Source organism: Streptomyces sp. NPDC031426 (assembly GCF_055581585.1).
The window spans coordinates 239180-265159 of record NZ_JBVIJE010000007.1 but is presented as its reverse complement, the minus strand read 5'-3'; the positions used below and the strand labels follow the sequence as shown (position 1 = coordinate 265159).

Below are 25980 nucleotides of genomic sequence, written 5' to 3'. Positions count from 1 at the left end.
TTCAGCCGGCGCTCTGTTCCTCGGCCAGGATGCGGTCCAGGGCCTCTTCCAGATGCGCATCGAAGTCGGCCAGCGCGCCCTCCTGGCCGAGCGGCACGAGCTTGTCCGTGCGGTCGAGGAAGGCCACGAGCGGCGGCGCGGAGGAGCGGAACAGCGCCTGATCGCCACCGACCTGAAGCCTGATCAGTACCTCGCCCAGCACCTCGGGGTCGACGGGAGCGATGTGCACATCCCCTTCCCCGCACGGCCGGCCGACGCCGTCGATCAGCAGCTCGCGTCCGAACGCCCAGGTCACCGGGGCGTCACCGGGCAGATGGAAGGTGAGCCGCACGGCATAGGGATCACTGGTCTCGTAGCGCAACTCCACGGGGATGCGGAAGGAGAGCTCCTCCGACACGAGAAAGCTCATCATGACTTCTGCCTGTACGGACTCGCGCATCGTCTACCCCGTCATATGGACGTCGACTGGCCGGGATTGATCCCTGTAACCGTGGTCAAATCTTGCTGAACGTACACAGCAGATCACAAGGAGTAAGTTTTCACATACTGATAGAGAGAGTGAGCGTCCCCAGATGCCGCCCGATCTCCGTCTGCAGCCGGCGCGCCGCGGGCAGCAGCCGGTCGGCCTGGTGGACGGGCAGCGACATGGCCATCGTGGCCACGGTGGTGCCGACCGTGATCGGGACCGCCGCGCACACCGTCCCGAGCGCGTACTCCTGACGCTCCACGACCGGCTCCATGCGCGGCATCCGGGCCAGCCGCCGCAACAGGGCGTCGTTGTCGCGGACCGTGTACGGCGTGATGGACTGCACGGGGTAGCGCGCGAGATGGTCACGGCGGGCGTCCTCGTCCAGCTGGGAGAGCAGACACTGCCCGATGGCGTGCGCGTGGCCGGTCTCGCGGAAGTCGGCCCATTCCTCGACCGCCGGCGCCTCAGGGGAGTCGGAGACGCACATGACGTCGATATCGCCGTCCTGGTACATCGCGTAGTACACCGGCACACCGATGGAATCGCGCCAGTGCGCGAGCGTGTCCGCCACCGCGCTGCGACGTTTCTGCTGGGCTCCGCTGCTGCCCAGCCGTTCGGCCGCCTCGCCGAGGAAGAACAGCCCCTTCTCACGCCGGAGATAGCCCTCGTGCACCAGGGTGCGCAGCAGGTGGTACGTCGTCGGGAGGGCGAGGCCGGTCTCGCGGGCCAGTTGTTTGGCGGGGGCGCCGTACATATGCGCTGCTACGGACTCCAGCAGACGCATGGCGCGCTGGACGGATCCGATGAGCGTCGCGGCGGCCGGGGACCCGTGGGCGTCCCTGGGGTGCGGTGGGCCAGGGGCGCCGGCGGGGCGCGGTGGCCCGGAGACGTCGGTGGGGTGCGGTTGTTCGGGGACCGCGATGGAAGGCGGCCGCTGGGTGGGCGGGGCGCAGGAACGCGGTGGGTCGGGGGGTGCGTGCGGTACTGCCGGTGCGGTGTCAACCGTGGCCAAGGGTCACTCCGGGAGCGGGAGGGGCAGCCCGTGCCGGGGAGAGCACGGAGGGGTCTGCGCCGTCCGCGGGGCCGGACCCCGCGGGATCTCCGGACTCTAATCCTGCGCCGCCGCATACTGACGGCCGCACGGGGAAACTTCCCTCGCCCGAGGGAAGCCACGGGTTCACCTTGCCGGGAGCCGGTGATCCCGTTGCCGCACACCAGACCCCGGGCCGGTCACCAGTCGCCGCGCGACGAGGAGTTCGACATGAACTTGCGCACGACGTAGATGAGTCCGCCGACCAGGGCGACGAAGACCAGCGCCTTGAACAGCAGGCCGATCACGATCCCGACCACGGTCGCTATCAGGCTGCCGAAGACGACCAGGGCGATGACCGGCACCGCGACCCACTTCACCCACCACGGCAGTCCCGCGAAAATCTCTCGCATCGCCCTCGTCCTTTGCCTTCTCGTACGTCCGAGTGCTCGTACGCGCTTGTCACGTACGGCCTTGATGTTCTGCACTCGATGCTAGGGCCGACAAGGGGGTCCGCGGGGGCCTCGCGCCCCTTGTCCTCCCCTGACCCGTCCCCTAGGGAACCCCGGGGTCCGGTCTCACGCCTCGGGCGGAGAGAAGACGACGAGAACCCTGAGGTCCTCGCTGATGTGGTGGAACTTGTGCGCGACCCCGGCCGGCACGTACACCACGCTGCCCCGCGCCACCTCGGTCGTCTCCAGTCCCACCGTGATGGACGCCCGGCCGCTGACGACGAAGTACACCTCGTCCTGCTTGTGCGGCGTCTGCGGGTCGTGCTCACCTGCATTGAGGGCGTACAGGCCGACGGACATGTTCCGCTCCCGCAGGAACTGAAGGTAGGCCCCCTCGTTGGCGGCGCGCTCCGCCTCCAGTTCGTCCAGCCGGAATGCCTTCATCGCCGCTGTCGCCCTCGCCTCTGCTCTGTTCCGATCCGGTCTGCCACGATCAGACACATGAAGAATTTCGTAGTCAAGACGATCGCCAACGCGGGCGCCCTGGCGGTTGCCGTGTGGCTGTTGGACAAGATCACTCTGACGGGTGACAGCACGGCCAAGAAGGCCGGCACGCTGATCGTCGTCGCCCTGATCTTCGGCCTGGTGAACTGGCTGGTCAAGCCGCTCGTGAAGGTGCTCACCTTCCCGCTGTTCATCCTGACCCTGGGCCTGATCACCCTGGTCGTGAACGCGCTGATGCTGCTGCTGACCTCCTGGGTCTGCGGCAAGCTCGACCTGAGCTTCCACGTAGAGGGCTTCTGGACGGCCGTCATCGGCGGCCTGATCGTCTCCGTCGTCTCCTGGGCGCTGCACGTCGTCCTGCCCGACGAGGACTGAGCGCACCATGACCTACCGCGTCTGCTTCGTGTGCACCGGCAACATTTGCCGCTCCCCGATGGCCGAGTCCGTCTTCCGCGCGCGCGTGGCTCGGGCCGGCCTCGAGGACCGGGTGGCGGTCGACAGCGCCGGCACCGGCGGCTGGCACGAGGGCGAGCCCGCCGACCCGCGGACCGTCTCGATCCTCGAGGAGCACGCCTATGACAGCGATCACGTCGCGCGCCAGTTCCAGTCGTCGTGGTTCTCCCGCCTCGACCTGGTGATCGCCCTCGACGCCGGTCATCTCAAGGCCCTGCGCCGCCTCGCGCCGACGGAGGAGGACGCGCGCAAGGTCCGCCTGCTGCGTTCGTACGATCCCGCCGCCGGTGACGACCTGGACGTGCCGGATCCGTACTACGGACACCGCGACGGCTTCGAGGAGTGCCTTGAAATGGTGGAGGCGGCGAGCGTCGGTCTGCTCGCCGCCGTTCGCGAGCAGCTGGAAGGACGGGCCGCATGAGCGACACCCCCGAGGACCCGGGCCGTACCGGCGACGGCACGCGCGCGGTGCGCGCCGGACTGCCCGAACCGGTCAAGCACGAGCCGACCCTGCCCGGACCGGTGTTCGCGGCACATTTCCATCTGCCCGGTGAGGCGACGGGCCCGTATCTGTACGGCCGTGACGAGAACCCGACCTGGACGCTGCTGGAGCGGGCCATCGGCGAGCTGGAGGCGCCCGGGCGGGACGACATCGAGACGCTGGTCTTCGCCTCCGGCATGGCGGCGATCTCCTCCGTGCTGTTCTCCCAGCTGCGCGCCGGGGACGCGGTCGTGCTGCCCTCCGACGGCTATCAGGTGCTTCCGCTGGTCCGCGCCCAGCTGGAGGCGTACGGCGTCGAGGTGCGCACCGCCCCCACCGGCGGCGATGCCCAGTTGGAGGTGCTCGAGGGCGCCCGACTGCTGTGGATCGAGTCACCGTCGAACCCGGGGCTCGACGTGTGCGACATCCGCCGGCTGGCGGCGGCGGCCCATGCGCAGGGCACCCTGGTGGCCGTCGACAACACCCTCGCCACCCCGCTCGGGCAGCGCCCGCTGGAGCTGGGCGCCGACTTCTCCGTGGCCAGCGGCACCAAGCAGCTCACCGGCCACGGTGACGTGCTGCTGGGCTATGTCGTCGGCCACGATGCGGAGGCCATGGCCGCCGTACGGCGCTGGCGCAAGATCGTCGGCGCGATCTCCGGCCCCATGGAGGCCTGGCTCGCGCACCGGTCCATCGCCACGCTCCAGCTGCGCGTCGACCGGCAGAACGCCACCGCCCTCGCGGTCGCCGAGGCGCTGAAGCAGCGGCCCGAGGTGTCCGGTCTGCGCTATCCCGGACTGCCCGACGACCCCTCGCACAAGAACGCCGCGCAGCAGATGCGCCGCTACGGCTGCGTGGTCTCCTTCACGCTGCCCACGCGCGCGCGTGCCGAGCGTTTCCTCGATGCCCTGCGCCTGGTGGAGGACGCCACGAGCTTCGGCGGGGTGCGTTCCACGGCCGAGCGCCGTCGCCGCTGGGGCGGGGACGCGGTACCGGAAGGCTTCATCCGTATGTCCGTCGGCGCCGAGGACCCCGAGGACCTGATCGCCGACCTGCTGCGGGCCCTGGACGAGTCCGCCGAGTGAGCCGGTGGCCGTCCGGCCGACGGCTCACGACGGTCCGAGCCTCCCCCCTCGTGGCTCGGACCGTCTTCGGTTCCTGCGCGCGAAGAACCGCGCGAACAAGGCTAGTTGACTCTCCGTCAGTGTCCAATCACGCTAACGACAGAGACCTATCGACTTATTTATAGTTAGGGCCTGCCTAGGGGGCCACAGGAGGCAGGGATAGGGGAGGGCACACCATGGACCTGGCCTTGTTGCGCACCTTCGTCACTGTGCACCGGGCTGGTTCCTTCACTCGCGCCGCCGCTCTGCTCGGCCTCTCCCAGCCGGCCGTCACCTCGCAGATCCGCACGCTGGAACGGCAGCTCGGCAAGCCTCTCTTCCTCCGCCAGGCGCGCGGGGTGACCCCGACGACCATCGGCGACGAACTCGCACACAAGGCCGCTCCCCATCTCGATGCCCTGGTGGAGATAGCCGAGAGCGGCCTGGACGACGAGTCCTCACTCAGAACCCTGCACCTCGCCGGCCCGCCCGAGTTCACCGCCGAACGCGCCCTGCCGGCCCTGACGGAGCTGACCGGCGACGACGGCCAGGGATTCGCGCTCCGCGCCTCCTTCGGCACGGCGGAGGAAACACTGGAGGGGCTGGCCTCCGGACACCATGATCTGGCCATCAGTACGGCCCGTCCGCGCGGCGCCCTGCTGACCGCGACTCCGCTGTGCGACGAGGAACACGTACTGGTCGCCGCGCCTCGCTGGGTCGAGCGGATCGGTGCGGAGGCGCTGCGGCTGAAGGGGGCGCCCGCGCTGGAGGATCTCCCCGTCGTCGAGGTCCACGAGTCGCTGCCCTTCGTCTCACGCTACTGGGCCTCCGTCTTCGATTCCCGTCCGGCCGCCTCGGGCACGGTCATCGTCCCGGATCTACGCGCGGTGCTCGCATGCACCATCGCCGGTGCGGGGCTCGCCGTGCTTCCCCGCTATCTGTGTGCCGCGGCCCTCGACGACGGCACGATCGCGACGCTGCACGATCCCGCGGTGCCGCCGCTGCGCACGTATTTCCTGGTGGTGCGCACCGGCACCCTCGCCATGCCCCATATCGCGCGGGCCCACGAGTGGCTTCAGCGGGCGGCCACGACCTGGTGCTGAGGCCCTCCGGCACAGCACCCACGCGCTGCGATCGCATGGTGACTCTTTGCGATGTTTCACGTGGAACCAGCCGGGCCACATTTCTCCCATGACCGTCCGACCCGTGGTCAAGCGCACCGCCCGTGCCGTTCTCCTCGACGGTGACGACCTGATCCTGATCAAGCGCACCAAGCCTGGCGTCGATCCCTACTGGGTCACTCCCGGTGGCGGGGTCGAGCCCGGGGACCCGACCGTCGTGGATGCCCTGCACCGGGAGGTGTCAGAGGAACTCGGCGCCAAGATCACCGACGTGGTTCCGTGCTTCGTGGACACCGTCGAGCACATCGGTGAGGACGGCGGCGCGACCGGTGTGAAGGTGCAGCACTTCTTCGTCTGCCGGCTGGATTCCATGGACCCGGCGCTGCGGCACGGCCCCGAAGTGGACGAGCCGGCCGGCGAGTACGAGATCGTCCGCGTCCCGTTCACCCGCGTCGGCATCGCCTCCGTCCACCTGGTCCCGCTGTCGCTGCGCCACTATCTGGACGGCAACATCGAGGGGGTGCGCGCCATGCACGCTCCCGACCTCGGTTAGCGCGCTCAGTTCCCGACGACGAGCAGCTCCTCCACCGAGTCATGCCGTATGCGGCTCGATGGAACACCGATGTCCCGGAGCGTGTCGATGCTGCTGCGGACCATTCCGGGCGGGCCCGAGAGATAGGCGTCGTATTCGTTCCAGGGGCCATAGTCGCGCAGGGCATCGGGGAGCTGGATGTGGGCCCGCTGGTCGATGACCGCCCGGACCGACAGCCAGGGATGGCTCTGTTGGAGCCGCAGCATGGTGTCGATGTCGTAGAGGTCGTGGTCGGTGCGGGCGCCGTAGAACACCTCGACGGGCCGACGCTCTCCACGCTCGGCGACGTCCTCGACCAGAGCCTTGATGGGCGCTATGCCGGTGCCGCCGCCGAGACAGAGCAATCCGCTGTTGGTCGTATGGTCGACGGTCATGGAGCCGCTCGGCGGCCCGAGGCGTATGACGTCTCCGGGCCGGGCGCGGTGCACCAGCGCATTGGAGACCCAGCCGGCCGGTACGGCCTTCACGTGAAACGTCAGCAGACCGTCCGAGCGGGGCGCGGACGCGAATGAGTAGTGCCGCCACACCCGTGGCCACCAGGGCGTCTCCACGCTCGTGTACTGGCCTGCGAGGAAAGGATAGGGCTGGTCGGGGCGGACGGTGAGGACCGCGACGTCCGGGGTTCTGAGGTCGTGGGAGACGATCTGGGCGTACCACCAGGCCGGAGAACGCAGTTCGTCCGCCGCCGCGGCGTCGATCATGACCTGGGAGATCGTCGTGTACGCCCGCACCCAGGCCGCCTCGCCCTCCGGGCTCCAGACGGTGGCGGCGTACCTGCTCAACGCGCCGATCAGGCATTCCCCGACGGCCGGATAGTGCTCGGCGCGCGTCCCGTACTTGCGGTGTCCACGGCCCAGGCTCTGCAGGTAGTCGACGAGGACCGATGTGTTGTCCAGATGCTCGGCCGCGGTGAGCAACGCCTTCAGCAGGCGCTCCCGCTGGAGGTCCATCGCGGCCGGGAACAGCGCCCGCAGCTCGGGGTGGCGGACGAACAGCAGCGCATAGAAGTAAGAAGTGACCTTGTCGGCGATCGGTGCTATCTCGGCCATCGTGCGGCGTATGAGGATGGCGTCCGGGGACCCCTCCTGGACGGCCGGTGCCGACCGCTGAGCCGGAATGGGCTCGGGGCTGTCCGGCGGGGGTGCCGACGATGCCGTGAGCGGAGTGAACCAGCCGCCTCCGCCCGGCGTGCCGTTCTCCCCCGACGTGGTGGTCGGAGCGTCCATGGTGTGCCTCGCCTCGAACGTCTTGCGGTCGGTCTGCGCACCTCCTCCTCTTGGAGAAGGTGCATGCTTTCCCCCGGCGGGCGGCCAGCCGTAGCACCCCGCAGCGTTGCATCCCGATCGGCTGCCGCGGTCACATACCCGGAAACGCGGATCTCGCGCCCTTTGTCCCGTTAGGCTGCTTGCCCTTTGCTCTCGGCCCGCACGGGACCTGTGGATTCCATCCCGGACATGAACCGGAGTCGACCCTACCGGCCGTCGCCACACACACAAGTCCCCCCCTGCTTCCTCACGAATCGGGCAAGAGTACGAACCACGAAGTCCGACAACTACCGGGCAGGTCGAACCAATTCATAGGCATCCCACAGATCCCGCCCCGTGTAGGAGTGCGTTGCGAGTCCTGCCAGGTGGGCGTCCGCATTGACCGCCACGGAAACCGGTACGACAGCAAACAGGTCCTTGTCCGACATCGAGTCGCCGTACGCCACACAATCCGCCCGGGCCACGCCGAACTCCTCGCAGAGCCGATCTGCGATGGCCACCTTGGCCGCGGCACTGAGTACCCCGGACGGATCCACGGGCTCGGTGAACGGAACGGCCGGGAAGCGGGATCCATGCGCCGCATGAGCGCCCCAGCCAAGAAGGCGTTCGACGAAGAAGGACGGCGAGAGCGACACCACCGCGCAGTATTCGCCCGCGTCTCTGATTTCTGCCCAGACCTCACGGATGCGGTCCAGCCAGGGAGCCGCCTCGAATGCGGCGCTCACATGCACCTCGGTCAGACCGGACCACAGGTCGTATGCCTGTGCCGCATACTCCGGCGGACCGATCCGGCCCTCCGCGATCGCCCGGTCCAGCGCCACGGTCTCCGCTTCCAGCCCCAACTGGCGGGAAATCTCCACGGGAGCCGTACTGCCGTGCAGCAATGTGCCGTCAAGATCGAAGAGATGAAGTCTTGCCATGGCCCCCGAGGCTAACCGGCTGTCGATGTTTCACGTGAAACGCTTCCCGCTGTCCACAGGCTGTGCATTGGGCCGCGACATGACCAAAAGCACGTGTGCCCGCGTGGAAACGGGTGGACGTCGAGGGTGCCGGTCGGACAGCCTGACCTGCGTGTCGACTCCTTCCCTCGCCGCTCTGCCCATCCGTCGTCTGACGCTTCGTGATCTCACCGCCTGCGCCGACTTGTCCGAGGACCGGGGGTGGCCACGCGAGGAACACAAGTGGGGATTCCTGCTCACCGCCGGAAAGGGCTTCGGTATCGACGACCCAGAGGGTGGTCTCGTCGCCGCATGCGTCGTCACGGAGTACGGCCCGTGGGGGCGCCCGGATCTCGGGGCCGTCGGCATGGTCCTGGTGGCCGGACGCCATGCCCGTCAAGGAGTCGGGCGCCGCCTGATGCGCCATGTCGTGTCGACCATGGGGACCACTCCCCTCACCCTGCACGCCACACCCAACGGCCGCCCCTTGTACGAGGAACTGGGCTTCAAGGTCACGGGGCGGGCGGAGATGTTGAAAGGCCGTTTCACTCCCGGCGGGCCGGAATCGGGTGTGTTCACCCGTGCCGCCGCCGCTGAGGATCTGCCCGCGATCCTGCGTCTCGACGAGGAGGTGTTCGGCGCCGATCGCACTCCCCTGATCACCCGGCTGCCGGCCTTCGCCGACCAGTTGCGGGTGGCCGAGGAGGACGACCGGATCATCGGCTACGCAGCCGCGTGGCCCAACATGGACACCCATGTCGTCGGCCCCCTGGTGGCACGGGACGCGGAGACGGCCAAGGCCCTGATCAGTTCGCTGGCGGCCCATACGGACCGTCCCCTGCGCACCGATATCGATGTGCGCCATGAGGGCCTGCTGACCTGGGCGAAGGCGCGGGGGCTTGCCTCCGTGGCCTTCAACGCCGTGATGACGTACGGCATCCCGGATCTTCCGGGGGACTGGACCCGCCGGTTCGCACCGCTGACGGTGGCCGCGGGCTGAACCGTCGTACGACGAACGCCGGTGCCGCCGCGTCGTGCGGCGGTACCGGCGTTGTCCCTGTGGGGGCTTGGCTCAGGCGAGCGCCCGCACGGCCGCGGTGGCGAAGCCGTGGTCCTGCTCCGGCGCACCCCCGCCGACGCCGATCGCCCCGATCAGACGGCCGTCCCGGTGGACGGGTACTCCGCCCGCGATGAACAGCAGGGGCCGGTCCAGGGCCGTGGGCAGCGTGTGGAAGAGGCCGCCCGGCTGCACGGCGTCGACCAGGTCGGCGGTGGGGGTATTCAGCTGGAGTGCCGTGTAGGCCTTGCGGGTGCTGGTCTCGCCGGAGATCAACACGGCCCGGTCGTCCCGGCGGAAGGCGAGCAGATGGCCGCCCGCGTCCAGGACGGTGACGCTGACGGTGACCCCCGCCTCTTCGGCTGCGCGGCGGGCCGTGGCGACGAGCAGTTCGGCGTCCTCGATGGACAGCGGGGCGACGGCGGTGGTGCTCATGGAAACTTTCTCCTCGGGTGTAGCTCGGAGGGGGTGTTTGCCGTACCGGGGATGAGAGCCCCGGCACGGAGGTCTTGGGGATTCGGGTGCGGCACCCAGTGGTGCATGGAACTCAGTGGTGGACCGGCGTCTGCCGGCCGACGGACGTCCCGGCGGCGACCAGGGTGCTGCGGGCACCGTCGCGGCGCTCCAGCGCCGCCGACAGGACGGCGAGGACCAGGGCGGCCGCGGCGAGGGCGGCGCCGACCCAGTTCGGAGCCGTGTAGCCAAAGCCGGCGGCGATCACGATGCCGCCGAGCCAGGCGGACAGCGCGTTGCCCAGGTTGAAGGCGCCGATGTTCACGGCCGACGCCAGGGTCGGCGCACCGTGCGCCTGGTCGAGCACGCGCTTCTGCAGCGGCGGTACGGTCGCGAAGCCCAGGGCGCCGATCAGGGCGATGGTCACGGCTGCCGCGATCTTGTTGTGCGAGGTGAGTGTGAAGAGCGCCAGGACGAGGGCCAGGGCGCCCAGCGAGACGTACAGCATCGGCATCAGGGCGCGATCGGCGAACTTGCCGCCGATGAGGTTGCCGCCGACCATCCCGAGGCCGAACAGGACCAGCAGCCAGGTCACCGAGCCGTCGGCGAAGCCCGCGATGTGGGTCATCATCGGGGCGATGTAGGTGATGGCCGCGAAGACGCCGCCGAAGCCGAGGACAGTCATCGCCATGGCGAGCAGGACCTGGGCGTTCTTGAACGCGGCCAGCTCATGGCGCAGGTGCACACCCTCGGGCCGCGGCATCTCGGGCACCAGCCTGGCGATGCCGGCGAGGCCGACGACCCCGAGGGCGGCGACGATGCCGAACGTGACGCGCCAGCCGACGTGCTGGCCGATGAGCGTGCCCAGCGGGACGCCGATGACATTGGCGACGGTCAGGCCGGTGAACATCATGGCGATGGCGCCGGCCTTCTTGTGGGGCGCCACCAGCTCGGCCGCCACAACGGAGCCGATACCGAAGAAGGCACCGTGCGCGAGCGAGGCCACCACGCGTCCGATCAGCATGATCACAAAGGTGGGGGCGACGGCGGAGAGCAGGTTTCCGGCGATGAAGAGGCCCATCAGCAGCATCAGCATGCGCTTGCGCGAGACCTTGGTGCCGAGCACGGTCATCAGCGGGGCGCCGATGACCACGCCGAGCGCGTAGCCCGTCACGAGCAGGCCCGCCGTGGGGATGGAGACCCCGAAGTCACTCGCGACCTCGGGCAGCAAGCCCATGATCACGAATTCGGTCGTTCCGATTCCGAAGGCCCCGATCGCGAGGGCCAGGAGCGCGAGAGGCATGGAGGGGGTACACCTTCCAGACGATTGCATGTGCGCTTTGCGTGCCTCCACAATAGTTGCAGACGCGGGCTAAATGCAACCGCGCACTATTGCGGACTTGCTCTACCCTTGATGCAGCCGCTCCGGGACGGAGGAGAACACCCATGACAGCGACGGACCCCGCGCTCACTGCTCTCGCACAGGGCTGGTGCGCCCTCTCTGCCCTGCATGGAAGGATCGAGGGGCACATCGAGCGCGCCCTGCAGGCGAAGCACGACCTGAGCGTGCGCGAGTACTCGCTGCTCGATGTACTGAGCCGCCAGCACGACGGCGAAGGGGGCCATCTGCAGATGAAGCAGGTCGCCGACGCGGTCGTCCTCAGCCAGAGCGCCACCACACGCCTGGTGACCCGGCTTGAGGACCGCGGCCTGCTGGAGCGCTACCTGTGCCCCACCGACCGGCGCGGCATCTACACCAACGTCACCGATGCGGGTCTGCGACTGCTGGAAGAGGCCCGCCCCACCAATGACGCCGCCCTGCGCGAGGCTCTGGACGAGGCCGCCAGGAACCCCGAACTGGCCCCGCTGGTGCGGGTAGTGGAGACGCTGAACGTACCGGCATAGGGTGCGCGCATGGGAGATCTTGAAATACGGCATGCGACCGCAGCCGACCTTCCCGCGATCGTCGCGATGCTCGCCGACGATCCGCTCGGTGCCGAGCGCGAGTCCCCCGACGACATGACCCCGTACCGGGCCGCTCTGGGACGCCTGGAGACCGACCCGAACCAGCACCTCGTCGTCGCCGTTCGCGACGGCCGTGTGATCGGGACGCTCCAGCTCTCGATCATTCCGGGGCTCTCCCACAAGGGAGCCACCCGCGCGCTCATCGAGGCCGTCCGCATCCACACGGATGAGCGGGGCAGTGGGCTGGGCAGCCTATTGATCGAGTGGGCCATCGACACCGCCCGCAGGCTGGAGTGCCGGATGGTGCAGCTTACGTCCGACAAGACACGCACCGACGCCCATCGCTTCTACGAACGGCTCGGTTTCAGCGCCACGCACGAGGGCTTCAAACTGCCGCTCTGACAGTGCCGACGGGCCAGGGACACCACAGGGGTGTGTTTCACGTGAAACACACCCCTGTGCCGTGGAGGTCTAACCGATCCCCCGCCACCCCTCGGTGTCCACACCGCCGGGGACCGGCGTCTCCGGGTCGTACGGCTGCCGTGTGAACACGAACGAGCCGAGATCGAGATGGCTCAGGGATCCGTCTGTGCGTCGTACCGGCCGCAGCAGCTCTCCGGCGAAGTAGCCCTCCAGCCCCGTCCAGGTGCCGTCACCGTTGGAGCGGAAGCGGGAACGCCGACCGCTTCCGGTCAGCGGACCGAGCGCGAGAAGGCCGTCGGCATTCACCCGAAGACCGTAGCCATTGGTCCCCCAGTACCACTGTCCCGCCAGCTCCAGGACCGCCGGGTCGACCTCACGCAGCGGGCTCCAGGGCTCCGGGATCCGCGGCTCCGCCTCGGCCACGATTCGCACCAGGTCGGCGCCCACCGCTCCCAGCAGCGGTCCACTGGTGCAGTTGGCAAGCAGCACGGCGGCCACGTCGTCCTCGACGCTGAGGGTGAGGTTCGCCAGGAAGCCCGGCAGCGAACCGGAGTGGCCGACCAGGAGCCGGCCGTCACGGCGCTGAATCTGCAGACCGAGCCCGTACGCGGCCCCGTCCAGCACGTCCGCCGCCTCGGCCGGCGCCGCAGGCGTGCGCATCTCCCGCACCGACTCCGCGCTCAGCACCCGGTCGTCACCCGCGGCCAGAAACGCGGCGAACCGCGCCAGGTCCCCCGTGGTCGACCACAGCTGGCCGGCCGGTGCCATCCTGCCCAGGTCCTCCAGCGGCTCCGGCAGCATCGCGTCCGCCCATGGATGCACGGCCCATCCCCCGGCATGCGGAGCCTGCGGCTGCGTGCTCGTACGGTGCAGCCCGAGCGGCTCGAGGATCTCGCTGCGCAGCACCTCATCCCAGGGAGCGCCTCGCAGCTCCTCCACCAGTGCGCCGAGCACCGTATAGCCGGGGTTGGAGTAGTGGTGCCGTCGGCCGACGGGATGCAGCAGGGGCTGCTCGCCGAGCACATCGCTCAGCTCCGGGCGCAGCGTGCCCGGGGTCCGCTCCCACCAGGGCGCGGGCGACTCGGCCGCCAAGCCAGCGGTGTGCGCGAGCAGTTGGGCGATCGCCGCCTCGCCCGCACCGGTGCCGGGCAGATGCTTCTCCAGCGGGTCACCGAGGTCGAGCAGGCCCTCGTCGCGCAGTCGCATCACCAGGACGGCGGTGAAGGTCTTGGTGATGGACCCGATCCTGTACTGCACGGTCTCGTCCGGCCCGTGCCCGTCCACCGAGGTCCGCGCCCCGTGCCATACGGCCTGTCCGCCCCGCACCACGGCCGCGACCAACGAGGGCGCCCGCCCTTCGGCCTGGGCGACGGCGATCCGGTGCAGCAGGGCGCGGCGCGTTCCGGGGAGCAGCTCTTCCTGAGATGACGTCATGCGCCCAGTCCACCTGCTGTGACGGCGGACGTCGAGTTCATTTGCGCGGGCGGAAACCGTTCGATGTCGTGGGGCGGGATGGTCCATCGCATCACCGTCTCGTCCGCCTCGTCGGCTTCGAGCGTGACCGGATACACCTGGCCGCCATCGTGTTCACCGCGGTGCCTGATCGAGTGATCACCCAGGCCGCCTCCCATCGAGTGATCACCAGGCCGCCTCGCCAGGCGGTGAGCTCAGTGAAAGCGCCTCGGCCACCGGGAGGTCGAGCCATCCGTGCGGTCCGGCGCAGCCGTGCTGCGCGATCCGCTCGCCGCCGAACTGCGCGTGCGCGTCGTCCGCGTATCGGCCCCAGTAGGTGACGTCAGCGAGCCCGTCGGCCGGCAGCGACCGATCCGAGCGCGACCCGTCAGCGACGTCGGCGGGCGTTGAGCCGGGCGGCCTGGCGCGTCAGGTGGTCGCGCTCGGCGAGGTTGGGGGCCTTGTGGGCCGCCTCGGCGTACAGCCGTGCCGCCGTCGCCAGGTCGCCGTCGCGCTCATGGAGATACGCCGCCACCGCGGCGTGGCGCGGCAGTGAGGCGTCCAGCGCCGCGAGCGCCGCCAGGCCGGCGCGCGGTCCGTCGGCCTCCCCGACGGCGACCGCGCGGTTGAGCCGGACGACCGGGCTGTCGGTCAGGCGCGTGAGCTCGTCGTACCACTCGACGATCTGCACCCAGTCGGTCTCCTGGGCGGTGGGCGCGTCAGCGTGGAGTGCCGCGATGGCGGCCTGCGCCTGGAACTCGCCCAGCCGGTCACGGGCGAGGGCCGCCTGGAGGATCCCGATGCCTTCGGCGATCAACGCGGTGTCCCACCGGCCGCGGTCCTGCTCGGCGAGCGGCACCAGGCTGCCGTCGGACGCGGTCCGGGCCGCACGCCGGGCATGGTGGAGCAGCATCAGGGCGAGCAGCCCCGCCGCCTCGGGGTGGTCGACGGCGGCCGCGAGCTGCCGGGTGAGCCGGATGGCCTCGGCGGCGAGGTCGACATCGCCGGAGTAGCCCTCGTTGAAGACCAGGTAGAGGACACGCAGCACGGTGGCGACATCGCCGGGCTGATCGAATCGCACGTCGGAGACGGTGCGCTTGGCCCGGCTGATGCGTTGCGCCATGGTCGCCTCGGGCACCAGGTAGGCCTGGGCGATCTGGCGGGTGGTCAGCCCGCCGACGGCGCGCAGCGTGAGCGCGACGGCGGACGACGGCGTCAGCGACGGGTGGGCGCACAGAAAGTAGAGCTGGAGCGTGTCGTCCACCGCGGACGTGGGCCCGGGCGCCGGCTCCTCCTCGACGCGGTCCTCACGCCGGCGGCGGGCGGCGTCGGCGCGCATCGCGTCGAGGTAGCGGCGCCAGGCCACGGTGACCAGCCAGCCCTTCGCATCCCGCGGAGGGTCGGCCGGCCAGACGCGGAGCGCCTCGACGAGCGCGTCCTGCGCGGCGTCCTCGGCCGCCGCGAAGTCAGCTCCGCGGCGGACGAGGATGGCGAGCACGCTCGGCGTGAGGCTCCGGAGCAGGACCTCGTCCATCGATCGGGTCACTCCGTGATGGCGCAGTGCCCGGCCAGGAACGGGCGCACCTCGAGCCACTCATGGATCGGCTTCCCGCCCGCCCCAGGGGCGGCCGACAGTTCCCCGGCCAGCTCGACGGCGCGCTCGTAGCTGTCGACGTCGATCACCATCCAGCCGGCGATGAGGTCCTTGGTCTCGGCGAACGGGCCGTCGGTGACCGGCGGGCGCCCCTCACCGTCGTACCGGACGAAGGTCCCCTCGGGGGCGAGCGCCTGGCTGTCGACGAACTCACCGGTCTGCTCGAGGCGGACCGCGAAGTCGCGCATGTACTGCACGTGGGCCGAGATCTCCTCCGGCGTCCACTGCTCCATCGGCACGTCGTTGACCGAAGCCGGGGCGCCGCGGTAGTGCTTCAGCAGCAGGTACTTGGCCATTGTGGTTCTCCTCGGTACTCGTGCGACCCATTGTGGGCGCGTTCACCCCGGGGACGGAGCCGGAGGCGGGTTCTCGACATCGCCGTCCGATTTCTTTGGATCGCACGGGCCGGGCGGTGGCGGAACTGCCGCGGTACGGCCGTCCGGTTGCGGAGCGTCAGCGCCGACCTGGTGCTATGGGCGGTCCGGTCCTTCGGCCGCGCGTCGCATCGAGATGCGGGCTTCGATGCCGTCGAGCAGGAAGTCGAGGCCGATCCGGAAGGTGTGGTCGGCGTCCAGGTGGGCGGCATCGCGCACCACCGTGGCCAACGCGGGGAATCGGCCGGTGGCGAAGGTCCGCTCCAGATAGGGCCCGAGTGAGGCCTGCCAACGCTTCTCGTCCATCCCGGTGGCCCGCTCGGCACGCCGCTCGGCGATCTCCCGACGCAGCGCGCCGATCACGTACGCGTTGACCGCCGCGACCACCGGCATGATGGCGTCCACGTCGATGCCGGCCAGTGCGGCCACCACGGTCTCCCCACTGGCCAGCGCGTGCGGCCCAAGCTGGGGTCGGCCACCCAGTAGATCGGCGAGCCATTCGTGCTCGTGCGCGGCGTGCCGAGTGGCTTCGGCAAGAGACCGGAGCACCTCCCGCCAGCCGTCTCCGACCGGCCGGATCTCGGCGTAAGCGGCGTCGACCATCAGGTCGAGCAACTCCTCCTTGCTGGCTATGTAGCCGTACAGCCGCATCGGACGGACGTCCAGTGCGGTGGCGACCTTGCGCAGCGACACCGCGTCCAGGCCGTCCGCGTCGGCCAGCTGGATCGCCGCTCGCACGATCCGGTCCCGGCTCAACGGGGCCGGGACGGGTCGATTCGGTGGCTCCGGCCTCTCCCACACCAACATGCCGCTAACAATACATCGCATCGAACGATACAGTGTATCGATCAGTACGGCGTATCATGGGGGGAGCAATCATGACCATTGCCATCGTCGGAGCGGGCCTCGGCGGCCTGGCTCTCGCCCGTGTGCTGCACGTGAACGGCATGGATTCCGTCGTGTACGAACGTGAATCGTCACGCGGTGCGCGCGGTCAGGGCGGCATGCTCGACATCCACTCCGGCCAGCGGGCGCTGCGCGAGGCCGGTCTGATCGACCAGTTCCACGCGATTGCCCGCGGTGAAGGCCAGGACATGCGGCTTCTCGAGCCGGACGGCACCCTGCTGCTGCAGGAGGACACGCCCGAGGGCGCCCCGCTTGAGCGGCCCGAGGTGGACCGTGCCGATCTGCGCGACCTGCTGCTGGACTCTCTTCCTGAACACACGGTGCGCTGGGGGCACGCGTTCGAATCCGCCGACAACGGCGTGCTGCACTTCGCTGACGGCAGCAGTGCGACGTTTGACCTGCTGGTCGGCGCTGACGGCGCGAACTCCCGGGTTCGCCCGCTGCTCACCGACGCTCGACCAGAGCACATCGGCCAGAACGTCGTCGAGCTCTGCATTTCCGACATCGACCGCACCTACCCCGACCTCGCGGCGATGGTCGGGCGCGGCAACTACTGGGTGCTCGGCAACGGAAGATCCCTGGCGGCGCAGCGCAACGGCGACGGCCGCGTACGCATCGGCCTCAGCTTCTACAACACCGCCGAGGACTGGTTTGCCACCAGCGGGATCCCGTTCGACGACCCAGCCGCCGCCCGGGCGCGGCTGATCGAGGAGTTCACCGGCTGGGACCCACGGTTCACCGCACTGATCGCAGCCTGCGACGACTCGGTCGTGCCACGGCCGATCACTTCCCTCCCGGTCGGCCTGACCTGGCCGTCGACACCAGGCGTCACGCTGCTTGGCGATGCCGCGCACCTGATGCCGCCGGTAGGGGAGGGTGCCAACATGGCGCTGCTCGACGGCGCCCTGCTCGGCCTCGCGCTGGCCACGCACCCGAACGACTTTCCCGCCGCCGTCAATGAATACGAACGCGAGATGTTCGAACGCACCAGCGCTGCCGCCCGGATGTCCGCGGACATGCAGGAATTGCTGACGTCGCCGGACGCCGCCGAGAAGATGCTCGCATTCTTCCAACCTGACGGAATCTGAGCCGTACAAGCTTTGGATCAGGTCTGGGCCATGTCCACGAAGCGGGAGTAGTGGCCCTGGAAGGCCACCGTGATGGTGGCCGTGGGGCCGTTACGGTGCTTGGCCACGATCAGGTCGGCCTCGCCCGCGCGCGGGGACTCCTTCTCGTACGCGTCCTCGCGGTGCAGCAGGATGACCATGTCGGCGTCCTGCTCGATGGAGCCGGACTCACGCAGGTCGGAGACCATCGGCTTCTTGTCCGTGCGCTGCTCGGGACCACGGTTGAGCTGGGAGAGCGCGATGACCGGGATCTCCAGCTCCTTGGCGAGCAGCTTGAGGTTACGGGACATGTCCGAGACCTCCTGCTGACGGCTCTCGGCGCGCTTGGAGCCGCCGGACTGCATCAGCTGGAGGTAGTCGATGACGACCAGCTTCAGGTCGTTGCGCTGCTTCAGGCGCCGGCACTTGGCGCGGATCTCCATCATCGACAGGTTGGGGGAGTCGTCGATGTAGAGCGGTGCGGCCGAGACGTCCGGCATACGGCGGGCGAGCCGGGTCCAGTCCTCGTCGGTCATCGTGCCGGACCGCATGTGGTGCAGGGCGACCCGGGCCTCGGCGGACAGCAGACGCATCGCGATCTCGTTGCGGCCCATCTCGAGGGAGAAGATGACGCTCGGCAGGTTGTGCTTGATCGAGGCGGCTCGCGCGAAGTCCAGGGCGAGCGTCGACTTACCCATGGCGGGCCGGGCAGCGATGACGATCATCTGGCCCGGGTGCAGACCGTTCGTCAGCGAGTCGAAGTCGGTGAAGCCGGTCGGCACGCCGGTCATCTCGCCGCTGCGCGAGCCGATCGCCTCGATCTCGTCGAGGGCGCCCTCCATGATGTCGCCGAGCGGGAGATAGTCCTCACTGGTGCGCTGCTCGGTGACGGCGTAGATCTCGGCCTGGGCGCGGTTGACGATCTCGTCCACATCGCCGTCGGCCGCGTATCCCATCTGTGTGATGCGCGTGCCCGCTTCGACCAGGCGGCGCAGCACCGCCCGCTCATGGACGATCTCCGCGTAGTACTCGGCATTGGCCGCCGTCGGCACCGTCTGGACGAGGCTGTGCAGATACGCGGCGCCGCCGACCTTGTTGATCTCGCCGCGCTTGGTGAGTTCGGCGGCGATGGTGATCGGGTCGGCCGGCTCGCCCTTGGCGTAGACGTCCAGGATCGCCTGGTAGATCGTCTCGTGTGCGGGCTTGTAGAAGTCGTGGCCCTTGAGGATCTCGACGACGTCGGCGATGGCGTCCTTGGACAGCAGCATGCCGCCCAGCACCGACTGCTCGGCGTCCAGGTCCTGCGGCGGCACCCGCTCGAAGGAGGAACCCCCGCCGTCCCAGGAGGCGTTCTCCCGGCCCCGGTCGTGCTGTTCGTCACGACCCCGGCCGCCGTCACCGCGTCGACGGGAGGCCGGCAGACGATCACTGGGTCCGGCGTCGGCCCACGGATCGTCCAAGGGCTCGGAAATGCTCACCGAGCCACCTCCTCCCGTCCGCGCGGCGGACCTCGCCGTGTCCTCTTTTGTACGGCACGACACTGACAATTGAGAGGCCCGGCTCCGGTTACCACGCGTCGGATTCGTGACGGTTCTCGGACCGCGGAAGGGGAGCTTTCCGGGCCGGCGGAAGGAGCGGGCGCCGGACAACGGTAGGCCCGTCGGCACCGTCAGCCAATCTGGTTATCCACAGGCCATGTGGACGACGACCCGGATGCTGTGGAGAACTCAGCGAAACCTGTGCACGACCCGGTGGACAGCCCTGTGAACAAGCCCTCCCTCCCACGCACAAGATCGCCTTGACCTGCACCTTTACCGTCCACCGGCTGTGCAGAAGAAAAACTTCCCCAGTCGGGCCAAGTTCTCTTCGAACGGTGCGCGAAAGGACACACCCGGAGAGGAGAGGTAAGGGCCAGTCGCGCGTTGCATCTCTTACCTGTGGACGATTACATTAGCGCTCATGACACAGGCTCCCGCGATACCCCAGGCCACCCGACGACGGCACGACAGAGAGATCGTCGCGCTGGCCGTCCCGGCCTTCGGCGCACTCGTCGCCGAGCCTCTCTTCGTCATGGCGGACAGTGCCATCGTCGGCCACCTAGGGACCGCACAACTCGCCGGTCTCGGCGTCGCCTCGGCCCTGCTCACCACCGCGGTGAGCGTCTTCGTCTTTCTCGCCTACGCCACCACGGCCGCCGTGGCCCGGCGCGTCGGCGCCGGCGATCCGCAGGCCGCGATCCGCCAGGGCATGGACGGCATCTGGCTGGCGCTGCTGCTCGGCACCGCCGTCATCGCCGCCGTTCTTCCGCTGGCGCCCGGCATCGTGGACCTGTTCGGCGCCTCCTCGACCGCAGCCCCTTACGCCACGACGTATCTGCGTATCTCCTCGCTGGGCATCCCGGCGATGCTGATCGTCCTCGCCGCGACGGGAGTGCTCCGCGGGCTGCAGGACACCAGGACCCCGCTCTATGTCGCCGTCGCGGGCTTTGTCGCCAACGGTGCCCTCAATGCGGCACTCGTCTACGGCGCCGGGCTCGGCATCGCCGGTTCGGCGTGGGGCACGGTCATCGCCCAGTACGGCATGGCGGCCGTCTATCTGACCGTGGTCGTCCGCGGGGCCCGTCGGCACGGTGCTCCCCTGCGCCCGGACACCGCCGGAATCCGGGCCTCGGCTCAGGCAGGCGTTCCGCTCCTGGTCCGCACCCTGTCGCTCCGGGCGATCCTGGTGATCGCGACGGCGGTCGCGGCACATCTGGGCGACGCCGACATCGCCGCCCACCAGATCATCCTGTCCCTGTGGAGTCTGCTGGCCTTCGCCCTCGACGCGATAGCGATCGCGGGACAGGCCATCATCGGCCGCTATCTCGGTGCCAACGACGCCCAAGGAGCGCATGAGGCCTGCCGTCGCATGGTCCAGTGGGGCATCGCGACCGGAGTGGTCCTCGGTCTGCTCGTGGTGGCCACCCGTCCGCTGTTCCTGCCGCTGTTCACCAGTGACTCCGTGGTCAGGGATGCGGCGCTGCCCGCGCTGCTGATGGTGGCGCTCTCGCAACCCATCTGCGGGATGGTCTTCGTGCTGGACGGAGTCCTGATGGGGGCCGGCGACGGGCCCTACCTGGCCGGGGCCATGGTCGTCACCCTCGCGGTGTTCGCGCCGGTCGCCCTGCTCGTGCCCACCCTCGGCGGCGGTCTCACCGCGCTCTGGGCCGCGATGACCCTGATGATGACCATCCGGATGCTGACCCTCTGGCTGCGCACACGCTCGGGTCGCTGGATCGTCACCGGCGCCACCCGCTGAACGGATCGGCAGGCGTCACCGCTGAACGGATCGGCAGGGCCCCCTCGTCCCTGTTTCACGTGAAACATGCCGCGCCTGCGCGCAGCGCATCCCGGCACCGACGCGAAGAGGGGCCGCCCCGCAAGGGACGGCCCCTCTCTCAGCTGCTCAAGCCGAGCGCAGCGTTACGCCGCGACGACCTCGATGTTGACCTTGGCGGCAACCTCGGGGTGCAGACGCACGGACGTCTCGTGGGCGCCCAGGGTCTTGATCGGCGCGGACAGCTCGATGCGGCGCTTGTCGACCTCGGGGCCACCGGAAGCCTTGATCGCGGACGCGATGTCGGCCGGGGTGACGGAACCGAAGAGACGGCCGGCGTCGCCGGAGCGGACGGCCAGGCGGACCTTGACGCCCTCGAGCTGGGCCTTGACCTGGTTGGCCTGCTCGATGGTCTGGATCTCGTGGATCTTGCGAGCGCGACGGATCTGCTCGACGTCCTTCTCGCCACCCTTGGTCCAGCGGATAGCGAACTTCCGCGGGATCAGGTAGTTGCGAGCGTAACCGTCCTTGACGTCGACGACGTCGCCCGCGGCACCGAGGCCGGAGACCTCGTGGGTGAGGATGATCTTCATGAGTCGGTCACCCTTCCCTTAGCGCGCGGTGGACGTGTAGGGCAGCAGCGCCATCTCACGGCTGTTCTTGACGGCCGTGGCGACGTCACGCTGGTGCTGCGTGCAGTTGCCGGTCACGCGGCGGGCACGGATCTTGCCGCGGTCGGAAATGAACTTCCGCAGCATGTTCGTGTCCTTGTAGTCCACGTACGTGACCTTGTCCTTGCAGAAAGCGCAGACCTTTTTCTTCGGCTTGCGCACAGGCGGCTTCGCCATGGTGTTTCTCCTGTGTGATCAAGAAGTTTGGGTACGACCCGCCCTCGGCCGGACCGGTCCCTGAGGACCGGGAAGGACCTAGAAGGGGGGCTCGTCCGAGTAGCCGCCACCGCCGCCGGAGCCTCCGCCCCAGCCGCCGCCACCCTGCTGGCCGCCGGCGGGAGCGCCGGTCGCCCACGGGTCGTCGGCCGGAGCGCCGCCGCCCTGCTGGCCGCCACCGGGGCCTGAGCCCCAGCCGCCGCCACCCTGGCCGCCACCGCCACCGCCACCGAAACCACCCTGGCCTCCGCGACCGCCACCGGCGGTCTTGGTGACCTTGGCCGTGGCGTTGCGCAGGCTGGGGCCGACTTCCTCGACGTCCAGCTCGTAGACCGTGCGCTTGACGCCCTCACGGTCCTCGTAGGACCGCTGCTTCAGGCGGCCCTGCACGATGACGCGCATGCCTCGCTGGAGCGACTCGGCGACGTTCTCCGCCGCCTGACGCCAGACCGAGCAGGTCAGGAAGAGGCTCTCGCCGTCCTTCCACTCGTTCGTCTGGCGGTCGAAGGTGCGGGGAGTGGACGCGACGCGGAACTTCGCGACCGCCGCACCGGACGGGGTGAAGCGCAGCTCGGGGTCGTCGACAAGATTGCCGATGACCGTGATGACGGTCTCGCCTGCCATGGGGGAACCTCTCGGCGGGTTTGCTGCTGGCTGCTTGGTGCTGCTACTCGAATCCCGGGATCAGCTGAGCGCGAAGGCTCAGTGCATCTCGGGGCGGAGGACCTTGGTCCGGAGGACCGACTCGTTCAGGTTCATCTGGCGGTCGAGCTCCTTGACGACCGCAGGCTCGGCCTGCAGGTCGATGACCGAGTAGATGCCCTCGGGCTTCTTCTTGATCTCGTAGGCGAGACGACGACGGCCCCAGGTGTCGATCTTCTCTACCTTGCCGCCACCGTCACGGACGACGGACAGGAAGTTCTCGATCAGCGGGGAGACAGCACGCTCCTCGAGATCGGGGTCGAGGATGACCATCACCTCGTAGTGACGCATGTGGAACCCACCTCCTTTGGACTCAGCGGCCACGGTCGTTCCGTGGCAGGAGGGTCGTGATGCGTACGCAACGGTATCGGCCGCCACTGACAATCGGGGGCCTCTGAGGGATCCCGCAGTGTTACCTGGGCAGGCGTGGGCAGACACCGGTGCAGACGGTACAGACTACCCGCACACCCGCTTCCGGTTGAAATCCGGCCGTGAGGACCGTCACCCTGTACACGTCGGGTGTGTACGGCGCTACTGTGCGCCGCCTTCCGCAGGAGGTGCCCATGGCACAGGCTTTGCATCCCAACATCGCCGGTTCCCTCTTCGCCACGGACGGCAAGCGCCGTCCGCTCCAGGACGCACTGACGGGGGCCACGCTCGTCCTCGGCGTGCTGGCCTTCATCACGTCCTTCTTTCACGGCCTGCACCTGCTGTCCTCGTGGACGGGCCTGGTGGGGCTGGGCGTCGGCATCTACGGACAGTGGATCTCGGTGACCACGCGAGAGCGCTTCGGGCTGGTGGTCGGCATGGGCGCCGCGGGAGTCGGTTTCCTCATCAGCATGGCGAACGGCGGATTGTTCGGCGGCCTCTTCTAAGCCGTACGCCCAGTCGGGGCGCCCGGACGGCGCAGTAGGCTTCGGCGCGAGAGCCGGAGCCCCTGTACCCATGGGGACACACCAGCCCGAGGAGCGCCCCGACATGAGCCTGACCCTGAGGACCATCAGCCGCGAGCAACATCTGGCCTACATCCAGAGCCTGCCGGCGGCGAGCCACATGCAGGTCCCGGCCTGGGCCGATGTGAAGGCGGAGTGGCGCTCGGAGAACCTCGGCTGGTTCGACGACCGCACCGGCGAGCTGGTCGGTGTGGGCCTGGTCCTCTACCGCCAGCTGCCCAAGATCAAGCGCTACCTCGCCTATCTCCCCGAGGGCCCGGTCATCAACTGGTTCGCGCCGAATCTGGACGACTGGATCCAGCCGATGCTGGCGCACCTGAAGCAGCAGGGCGCCTTCTCCGTGAAGATGGGCCCGCCGGTGATCATCCGGCGCTGGAACGCCGAGACCATCAAGAAGGGCATCCAGGACCAGGACGTCAAGCGTCTGCGGGACCTGGAGGCCGACTTCATCGAGCCGCGCGCCTTCGAGGTGTCCGACAAGCTGCGCCGTATGGGCTGGCAGCAGGGCGAGGACGGCGGCGCCGGCTTCGGCGACGTGCAGCCGCGCTATGTCTTCCAGGTGCCGCTGGCGAACCGTTCCCTGGAAGAGGTCCACAAGAACCTCAACCAGCTGTGGCGGCGCAACATCAAGAAGGCCGAGAAGGCCGGCGTCGAGGTCGTCCAGGGCGGCTACCAGGACCTGGCCGAGTGGCAGCGGCTGTACGAGATCACCGCGGTGCGCGACCACTTCCGGCCGCGCCCGCTGTCGTACTTCCAGCGCATGTGGACGGCCCTCAACACCGAGGACCCGAACCGGATGCGGCTGTACTTCGCGCGGCACAACGGTGTGAACCTGTCCGCGGCGACGATGCTGATCGTCGGCGGACACGTCTGGTACTCCTACGGCGCCTCCGACAACATCGGCCGTGAGGTCCGGCCCTCGAACGCGATGCAGTGGCGAATGCTGCGCGACGCCTACGCGCTCGGCGCCACCGTCTACGACCTGCGCGGCATCTCCGACTCGCTGGACGAGACGGACCACCTCTTCGGTCTGATCCAGTTCAAGGTCGGCACCGGCGGTCAGGCCGCCGAGTACCTCGGCGAGTGGGACTTCCCGCTGAACAAGCTGCTCCACAAGGCGCTCGACATCTACATGTCGCGTCGCTGAGCCATGGGCGTTTGATTCCATAGGGTTCACAGCTCTCCCACCTCAGATACACCGCAGCCACGAGAAAGGTTCCGGGTCCGGCCATGGCGCTCACGCTCTACGTCGACACCGCGCGCTGGCGGGCGCACCACAAGCACGTGCAGGAGCAGTTCCCGGGAGTCGTCCCGGTCTGCAAGGGCAACGGCTACGGCTTCGGGCACGAACGGCTGGCGGAGGAGGCCACGCGGCTGGGCGCGGACCTGCTCGCCGTCGGCACGACCTACGAGGCCGCGCGCATCAAGGACTTCTTCGGCGGTGACCTGCTGGTGCTGACGCCGTACCGGCGCGGCGAGGAGCCCGTGCCGCTGCCCGACCGGGTGGTGCGCTCGGTGTCGTCCATCGACGGGGTGTACGGCCTTGTCGGCGCCCGTGTCGTCATCGAGGTGATGTCCTCGATGAAGCGGCACGGCATCAGCGAGCAGGATCTGCCGCAGTTGCACCAGGCCATAGAGAACGTCCGGCTGGAGGGCTTCGCCATCCATCTGCCGCTGGACCGCACCGACGGATCGGACGCCGTCGAGGAGGTCATCGGCTGGATGGACCGGCTGCGCGCGGCCCGGCTGCCGCTGCACACGATGTTCGTCAGCCACGTCAAGGCCGATGAACTAGTCCGGCTCCAGCAGCAGTTCCCGCAGACCCGGTTCCGCGCCCGCATCGGCACGCGGCTGTGGCTGGGGGACCACGAGGCCACCGAGTACCGCGGTGCCGTCCTGGACGTCACGCGCGTGTCCAAGGGCGACCGGTTCGGCTACCGGCAGCAGAAGGCGGCCTCCGACGGCTTCCTGGTGGTCGTGGCGGGCGGTACGTCGCACGGGGTGGGCCTGGAGGCCCCGAAGGCCCTGCACGGCGTCATGCCGCGCGCCAAGGGCGTCGCACGGGCCGGCCTCGCCACGGTCAACCGGAACCTTTCTCCGTTCGTCTGGGGCGGCAAGCAGCGCTGGTTCGCCGAGCCGCCGCACATGCAGGTGTCGATCCTGTTCGTCCCCTCGGACGCCCCGGAGCCGAAGGTCGGCGACGAGCTGGTGGCCCATCTGCGGCACACCACCACGCAGTTCGACCGGCTCGTGGACCACTGATCCCGGGCCGGGACAGCGACGAGGCCGTACACGCACCCCGCGTGTACGGCCTTCTCCATGGCC

Annotated in this window: 31 protein-coding genes; 13 read left to right on the top strand and 18 right to left on the bottom strand. The window is 69.1% G+C overall.

The annotated features are described in order from the left end of the window. Position 1: 1 nt before the first annotated feature. From ACZ5NH_RS16720 to ACZ5NH_RS16705, 4 genes are all read right to left on the bottom strand, one after another. Positions 2-439, bottom strand: coding sequence for an SsgA family sporulation/cell division regulator (locus ACZ5NH_RS16720; RefSeq protein ID WP_388622680.1), 438 nt, complete (start codon positions 437-439; stop codon positions 2-4). Between the two features lie 100 nt (positions 440-539). After that, positions 540-1481 (bottom strand): IclR family transcriptional regulator, encoded by a 942-nt coding sequence (locus ACZ5NH_RS16715; RefSeq protein ID WP_468775871.1) that lies wholly within the window; start codon positions 1479-1481, stop codon positions 540-542. 218 nt (positions 1482-1699) lie between these two features. Further along, positions 1700-1912 carry a DUF5326 family protein gene (locus tag ACZ5NH_RS16710; protein ID WP_451004878.1) on the bottom strand — a complete coding sequence of 71 codons (213 nt, stop codon included), beginning with the start codon at positions 1910-1912 and terminating at the stop codon, positions 1700-1702. A gap of 165 nt (positions 1913-2077) precedes the next feature. Then, positions 2078-2395 (bottom strand): cupin domain-containing protein, encoded by a 318-nt coding sequence (locus ACZ5NH_RS16705; RefSeq protein WP_388622686.1) that lies wholly within the window; start codon positions 2393-2395, stop codon positions 2078-2080. Between the two features lie 57 nt (positions 2396-2452). Between ACZ5NH_RS16705 and ACZ5NH_RS16700 the strand changes: the two genes are divergently transcribed. The 5 genes from ACZ5NH_RS16700 to ACZ5NH_RS16680 all read left to right on the top strand — a co-directional run bounded on the left by ACZ5NH_RS16700 (position 2453) and on the right by ACZ5NH_RS16680 (position 6166). Continuing rightward, positions 2453-2830, top strand: a complete 378-nt coding sequence (locus ACZ5NH_RS16700; protein WP_468775869.1) for a phage holin family protein — start codon at positions 2453-2455, stop codon at positions 2828-2830. 7 nt (positions 2831-2837) lie between these two features. Further along, positions 2838-3329: a low molecular weight protein-tyrosine-phosphatase gene (locus ACZ5NH_RS16695; RefSeq protein WP_468775867.1), complete on the top strand. Its 492-nt coding sequence runs from the start codon at positions 2838-2840 to the stop codon at positions 3327-3329. Continuing rightward, positions 3326-4474, top strand: coding sequence for a cystathionine gamma-lyase (locus ACZ5NH_RS16690; protein WP_468775865.1), 1149 nt, complete (start codon positions 3326-3328; stop codon positions 4472-4474). Before ACZ5NH_RS16695 ends, ACZ5NH_RS16690 begins: the two co-directional genes overlap by 4 nt. 215 nt (positions 4475-4689) lie before the next feature. Continuing rightward, positions 4690-5595, top strand: a complete 906-nt coding sequence (locus ACZ5NH_RS16685; protein WP_450985987.1) for a LysR family transcriptional regulator — start codon at positions 4690-4692, stop codon at positions 5593-5595. An 88-nt stretch (positions 5596-5683) separates the two neighbouring features. Then, positions 5684-6166 carry an NUDIX domain-containing protein gene (locus tag ACZ5NH_RS16680; protein ID WP_388622699.1) on the top strand — a complete coding sequence of 161 codons (483 nt, stop codon included), beginning with the start codon at positions 5684-5686 and terminating at the stop codon, positions 6164-6166. Positions 6167-6171: 5 nt separating this feature from the next. On the opposite strand, the gene ACZ5NH_RS16675 is transcribed toward ACZ5NH_RS16680, so the two are convergent. Together ACZ5NH_RS16675 and ACZ5NH_RS16670 are read right to left on the bottom strand one after the other, a co-directional pair. After that, a complete protein-coding gene (locus ACZ5NH_RS16675; protein ID WP_468775862.1) occupies positions 6172-7431 on the bottom strand; it encodes a globin domain-containing protein in 1260 nt (419 codons plus the stop codon). A 326-nt stretch (positions 7432-7757) separates the two neighbouring features. Continuing rightward, entirely contained in the window at positions 7758-8390 is a 633-nt protein-coding gene (locus ACZ5NH_RS16670; protein WP_468775860.1) for an HAD family hydrolase, read from the bottom strand. A 151-nt stretch (positions 8391-8541) separates the two neighbouring features. Here ACZ5NH_RS16670 and ACZ5NH_RS16665 point away from each other — a divergent pair, with 151 nt between their 5' ends. Further along, positions 8542-9408, top strand: coding sequence for a GNAT family N-acetyltransferase (locus tag ACZ5NH_RS16665; RefSeq protein WP_468775858.1), 867 nt, complete (start codon positions 8542-8544; stop codon positions 9406-9408). A 72-nt stretch (positions 9409-9480) separates the two neighbouring features. On the opposite strand, the gene ACZ5NH_RS16660 is transcribed toward ACZ5NH_RS16665, so the two are convergent. Together ACZ5NH_RS16660 and ACZ5NH_RS16655 are read right to left on the bottom strand one after the other, a co-directional pair. Beyond that, on the bottom strand, positions 9481-9900 hold the full coding sequence (locus tag ACZ5NH_RS16660) for a GlcG/HbpS family heme-binding protein (RefSeq protein WP_468362653.1): 420 nt from the start codon (positions 9898-9900) through the stop codon (positions 9481-9483). A 112-nt stretch (positions 9901-10012) separates the two neighbouring features. Next, the gene (locus ACZ5NH_RS16655) at positions 10013-11221 is read right to left on the bottom strand and encodes an MFS transporter (protein WP_468775855.1); all 1209 of its coding nucleotides are present in this window, start codon (positions 11219-11221) and stop codon (positions 10013-10015) included. 143 nt (positions 11222-11364) lie between these two features. Here ACZ5NH_RS16655 and ACZ5NH_RS16650 point away from each other — a divergent pair, with 143 nt between their 5' ends. Together ACZ5NH_RS16650 and ACZ5NH_RS16645 are read left to right on the top strand one after the other, a co-directional pair. Continuing rightward, positions 11365-11823, top strand: a complete 459-nt coding sequence (locus tag ACZ5NH_RS16650) for a MarR family winged helix-turn-helix transcriptional regulator (protein WP_388622714.1) — start codon at positions 11365-11367, stop codon at positions 11821-11823. Positions 11824-11832: 9 nt separating this feature from the next. Beyond that, positions 11833-12285, top strand: coding sequence for a GNAT family N-acetyltransferase (locus ACZ5NH_RS16645; RefSeq protein ID WP_468775853.1), 453 nt, complete (start codon positions 11833-11835; stop codon positions 12283-12285). Between the two features lie 69 nt (positions 12286-12354). Here the strand turns inward: ACZ5NH_RS16645 and ACZ5NH_RS16640 are convergent, their stop codons facing one another. The 5 genes from ACZ5NH_RS16640 to ACZ5NH_RS16620 all read right to left on the bottom strand — a co-directional run bounded on the left by ACZ5NH_RS16640 (position 12355) and on the right by ACZ5NH_RS16620 (position 16593). Then, complete coding sequence (locus tag ACZ5NH_RS16640) at positions 12355-13740, bottom strand: serine hydrolase domain-containing protein (RefSeq protein ID WP_468775851.1); 1386 nt, start codon at positions 13738-13740, stop codon at positions 12355-12357. Beyond that, on the bottom strand, positions 13737-13937 hold the full coding sequence (locus tag ACZ5NH_RS16635; RefSeq protein ID WP_468775849.1) for a hypothetical protein: 201 nt from the start codon (positions 13935-13937) through the stop codon (positions 13737-13739). Before ACZ5NH_RS16635 ends, ACZ5NH_RS16640 begins: the two co-directional genes overlap by 4 nt. A 209-nt stretch (positions 13938-14146) precedes the next feature. Then, on the bottom strand, positions 14147-15292 hold the full coding sequence (locus ACZ5NH_RS16630) for an RNA polymerase sigma factor (protein WP_468775847.1): 1146 nt from the start codon (positions 15290-15292) through the stop codon (positions 14147-14149). Between the two features lie 8 nt (positions 15293-15300). Further along, positions 15301-15708, bottom strand: coding sequence for a YciI family protein (locus ACZ5NH_RS16625; RefSeq protein WP_468775845.1), 408 nt, complete (start codon positions 15706-15708; stop codon positions 15301-15303). 174 nt (positions 15709-15882) lie between these two features. Continuing rightward, positions 15883-16593, bottom strand: a complete 711-nt coding sequence (locus ACZ5NH_RS16620) for a TetR/AcrR family transcriptional regulator (protein WP_468775843.1) — start codon at positions 16591-16593, stop codon at positions 15883-15885. A 71-nt stretch (positions 16594-16664) separates the two neighbouring features. Here ACZ5NH_RS16620 and ACZ5NH_RS16615 point away from each other — a divergent pair, with 71 nt between their 5' ends. Continuing rightward, on the top strand, positions 16665-17780 hold the full coding sequence (locus ACZ5NH_RS16615) for an FAD-dependent oxidoreductase (protein WP_468775841.1): 1116 nt from the start codon (positions 16665-16667) through the stop codon (positions 17778-17780). Between the two features lie 17 nt (positions 17781-17797). Here ACZ5NH_RS16615 and dnaB read toward each other — a convergent pair whose 3' ends face one another. Then, positions 17798-19276 carry a replicative DNA helicase gene (gene dnaB / locus ACZ5NH_RS16610; RefSeq protein ID WP_365582234.1) on the bottom strand — a complete coding sequence of 493 codons (1479 nt, stop codon included), beginning with the start codon at positions 19274-19276 and terminating at the stop codon, positions 17798-17800. Between the two features lie 481 nt (positions 19277-19757). Between dnaB and ACZ5NH_RS16605 the strand changes: the two genes are divergently transcribed. Beyond that, positions 19758-21095 (top strand): MATE family efflux transporter, encoded by a 1338-nt coding sequence (locus ACZ5NH_RS16605; RefSeq protein WP_468775839.1) that lies wholly within the window; start codon positions 19758-19760, stop codon positions 21093-21095. A gap of 164 nt (positions 21096-21259) precedes the next feature. Here the strand turns inward: ACZ5NH_RS16605 and rplI are convergent, their stop codons facing one another. The 4 genes from rplI to rpsF all read right to left on the bottom strand — a co-directional run bounded on the left by rplI (position 21260) and on the right by rpsF (position 22993). Further along, positions 21260-21706 carry a 50S ribosomal protein L9 gene (rplI, locus tag ACZ5NH_RS16600; RefSeq protein WP_189984877.1) on the bottom strand — a complete coding sequence of 149 codons (447 nt, stop codon included), beginning with the start codon at positions 21704-21706 and terminating at the stop codon, positions 21260-21262. Positions 21707-21724: 18 nt separating this feature from the next. After that, entirely contained in the window at positions 21725-21961 is a 237-nt protein-coding gene (gene rpsR, locus ACZ5NH_RS16595; RefSeq protein ID WP_003949403.1) for a 30S ribosomal protein S18, read from the bottom strand. 78 nt (positions 21962-22039) lie between these two features. Beyond that, positions 22040-22624: a single-stranded DNA-binding protein gene (locus ACZ5NH_RS16590; RefSeq protein WP_468775837.1), complete on the bottom strand. Its 585-nt coding sequence runs from the start codon at positions 22622-22624 to the stop codon at positions 22040-22042. Positions 22625-22702: 78 nt separating this feature from the next. Continuing rightward, positions 22703-22993, bottom strand: coding sequence for a 30S ribosomal protein S6 (gene rpsF, locus ACZ5NH_RS16585; RefSeq protein ID WP_351601015.1), 291 nt, complete (start codon positions 22991-22993; stop codon positions 22703-22705). Between the two features lie 272 nt (positions 22994-23265). On the opposite strand from rpsF, the gene ACZ5NH_RS16580 reads away from it, so the two are divergent. The 3 genes from ACZ5NH_RS16580 to ACZ5NH_RS16570 all read left to right on the top strand — a co-directional run bounded on the left by ACZ5NH_RS16580 (position 23266) and on the right by ACZ5NH_RS16570 (position 25917). Continuing rightward, entirely contained in the window at positions 23266-23577 is a 312-nt protein-coding gene (locus tag ACZ5NH_RS16580) for a hypothetical protein (protein WP_388622743.1), read from the top strand. 103 nt (positions 23578-23680) lie between these two features. Next, entirely contained in the window at positions 23681-24802 is a 1122-nt protein-coding gene (gene femX / locus ACZ5NH_RS16575; RefSeq protein ID WP_388622746.1) for a peptidoglycan bridge formation glycyltransferase FemX, read from the top strand. Between the two features lie 83 nt (positions 24803-24885). Beyond that, the gene (locus tag ACZ5NH_RS16570) at positions 24886-25917 is read left to right on the top strand and encodes an alanine racemase (protein WP_388622749.1); all 1032 of its coding nucleotides are present in this window, start codon (positions 24886-24888) and stop codon (positions 25915-25917) included. Positions 25918-25980 lie beyond the last annotated feature (63 nt).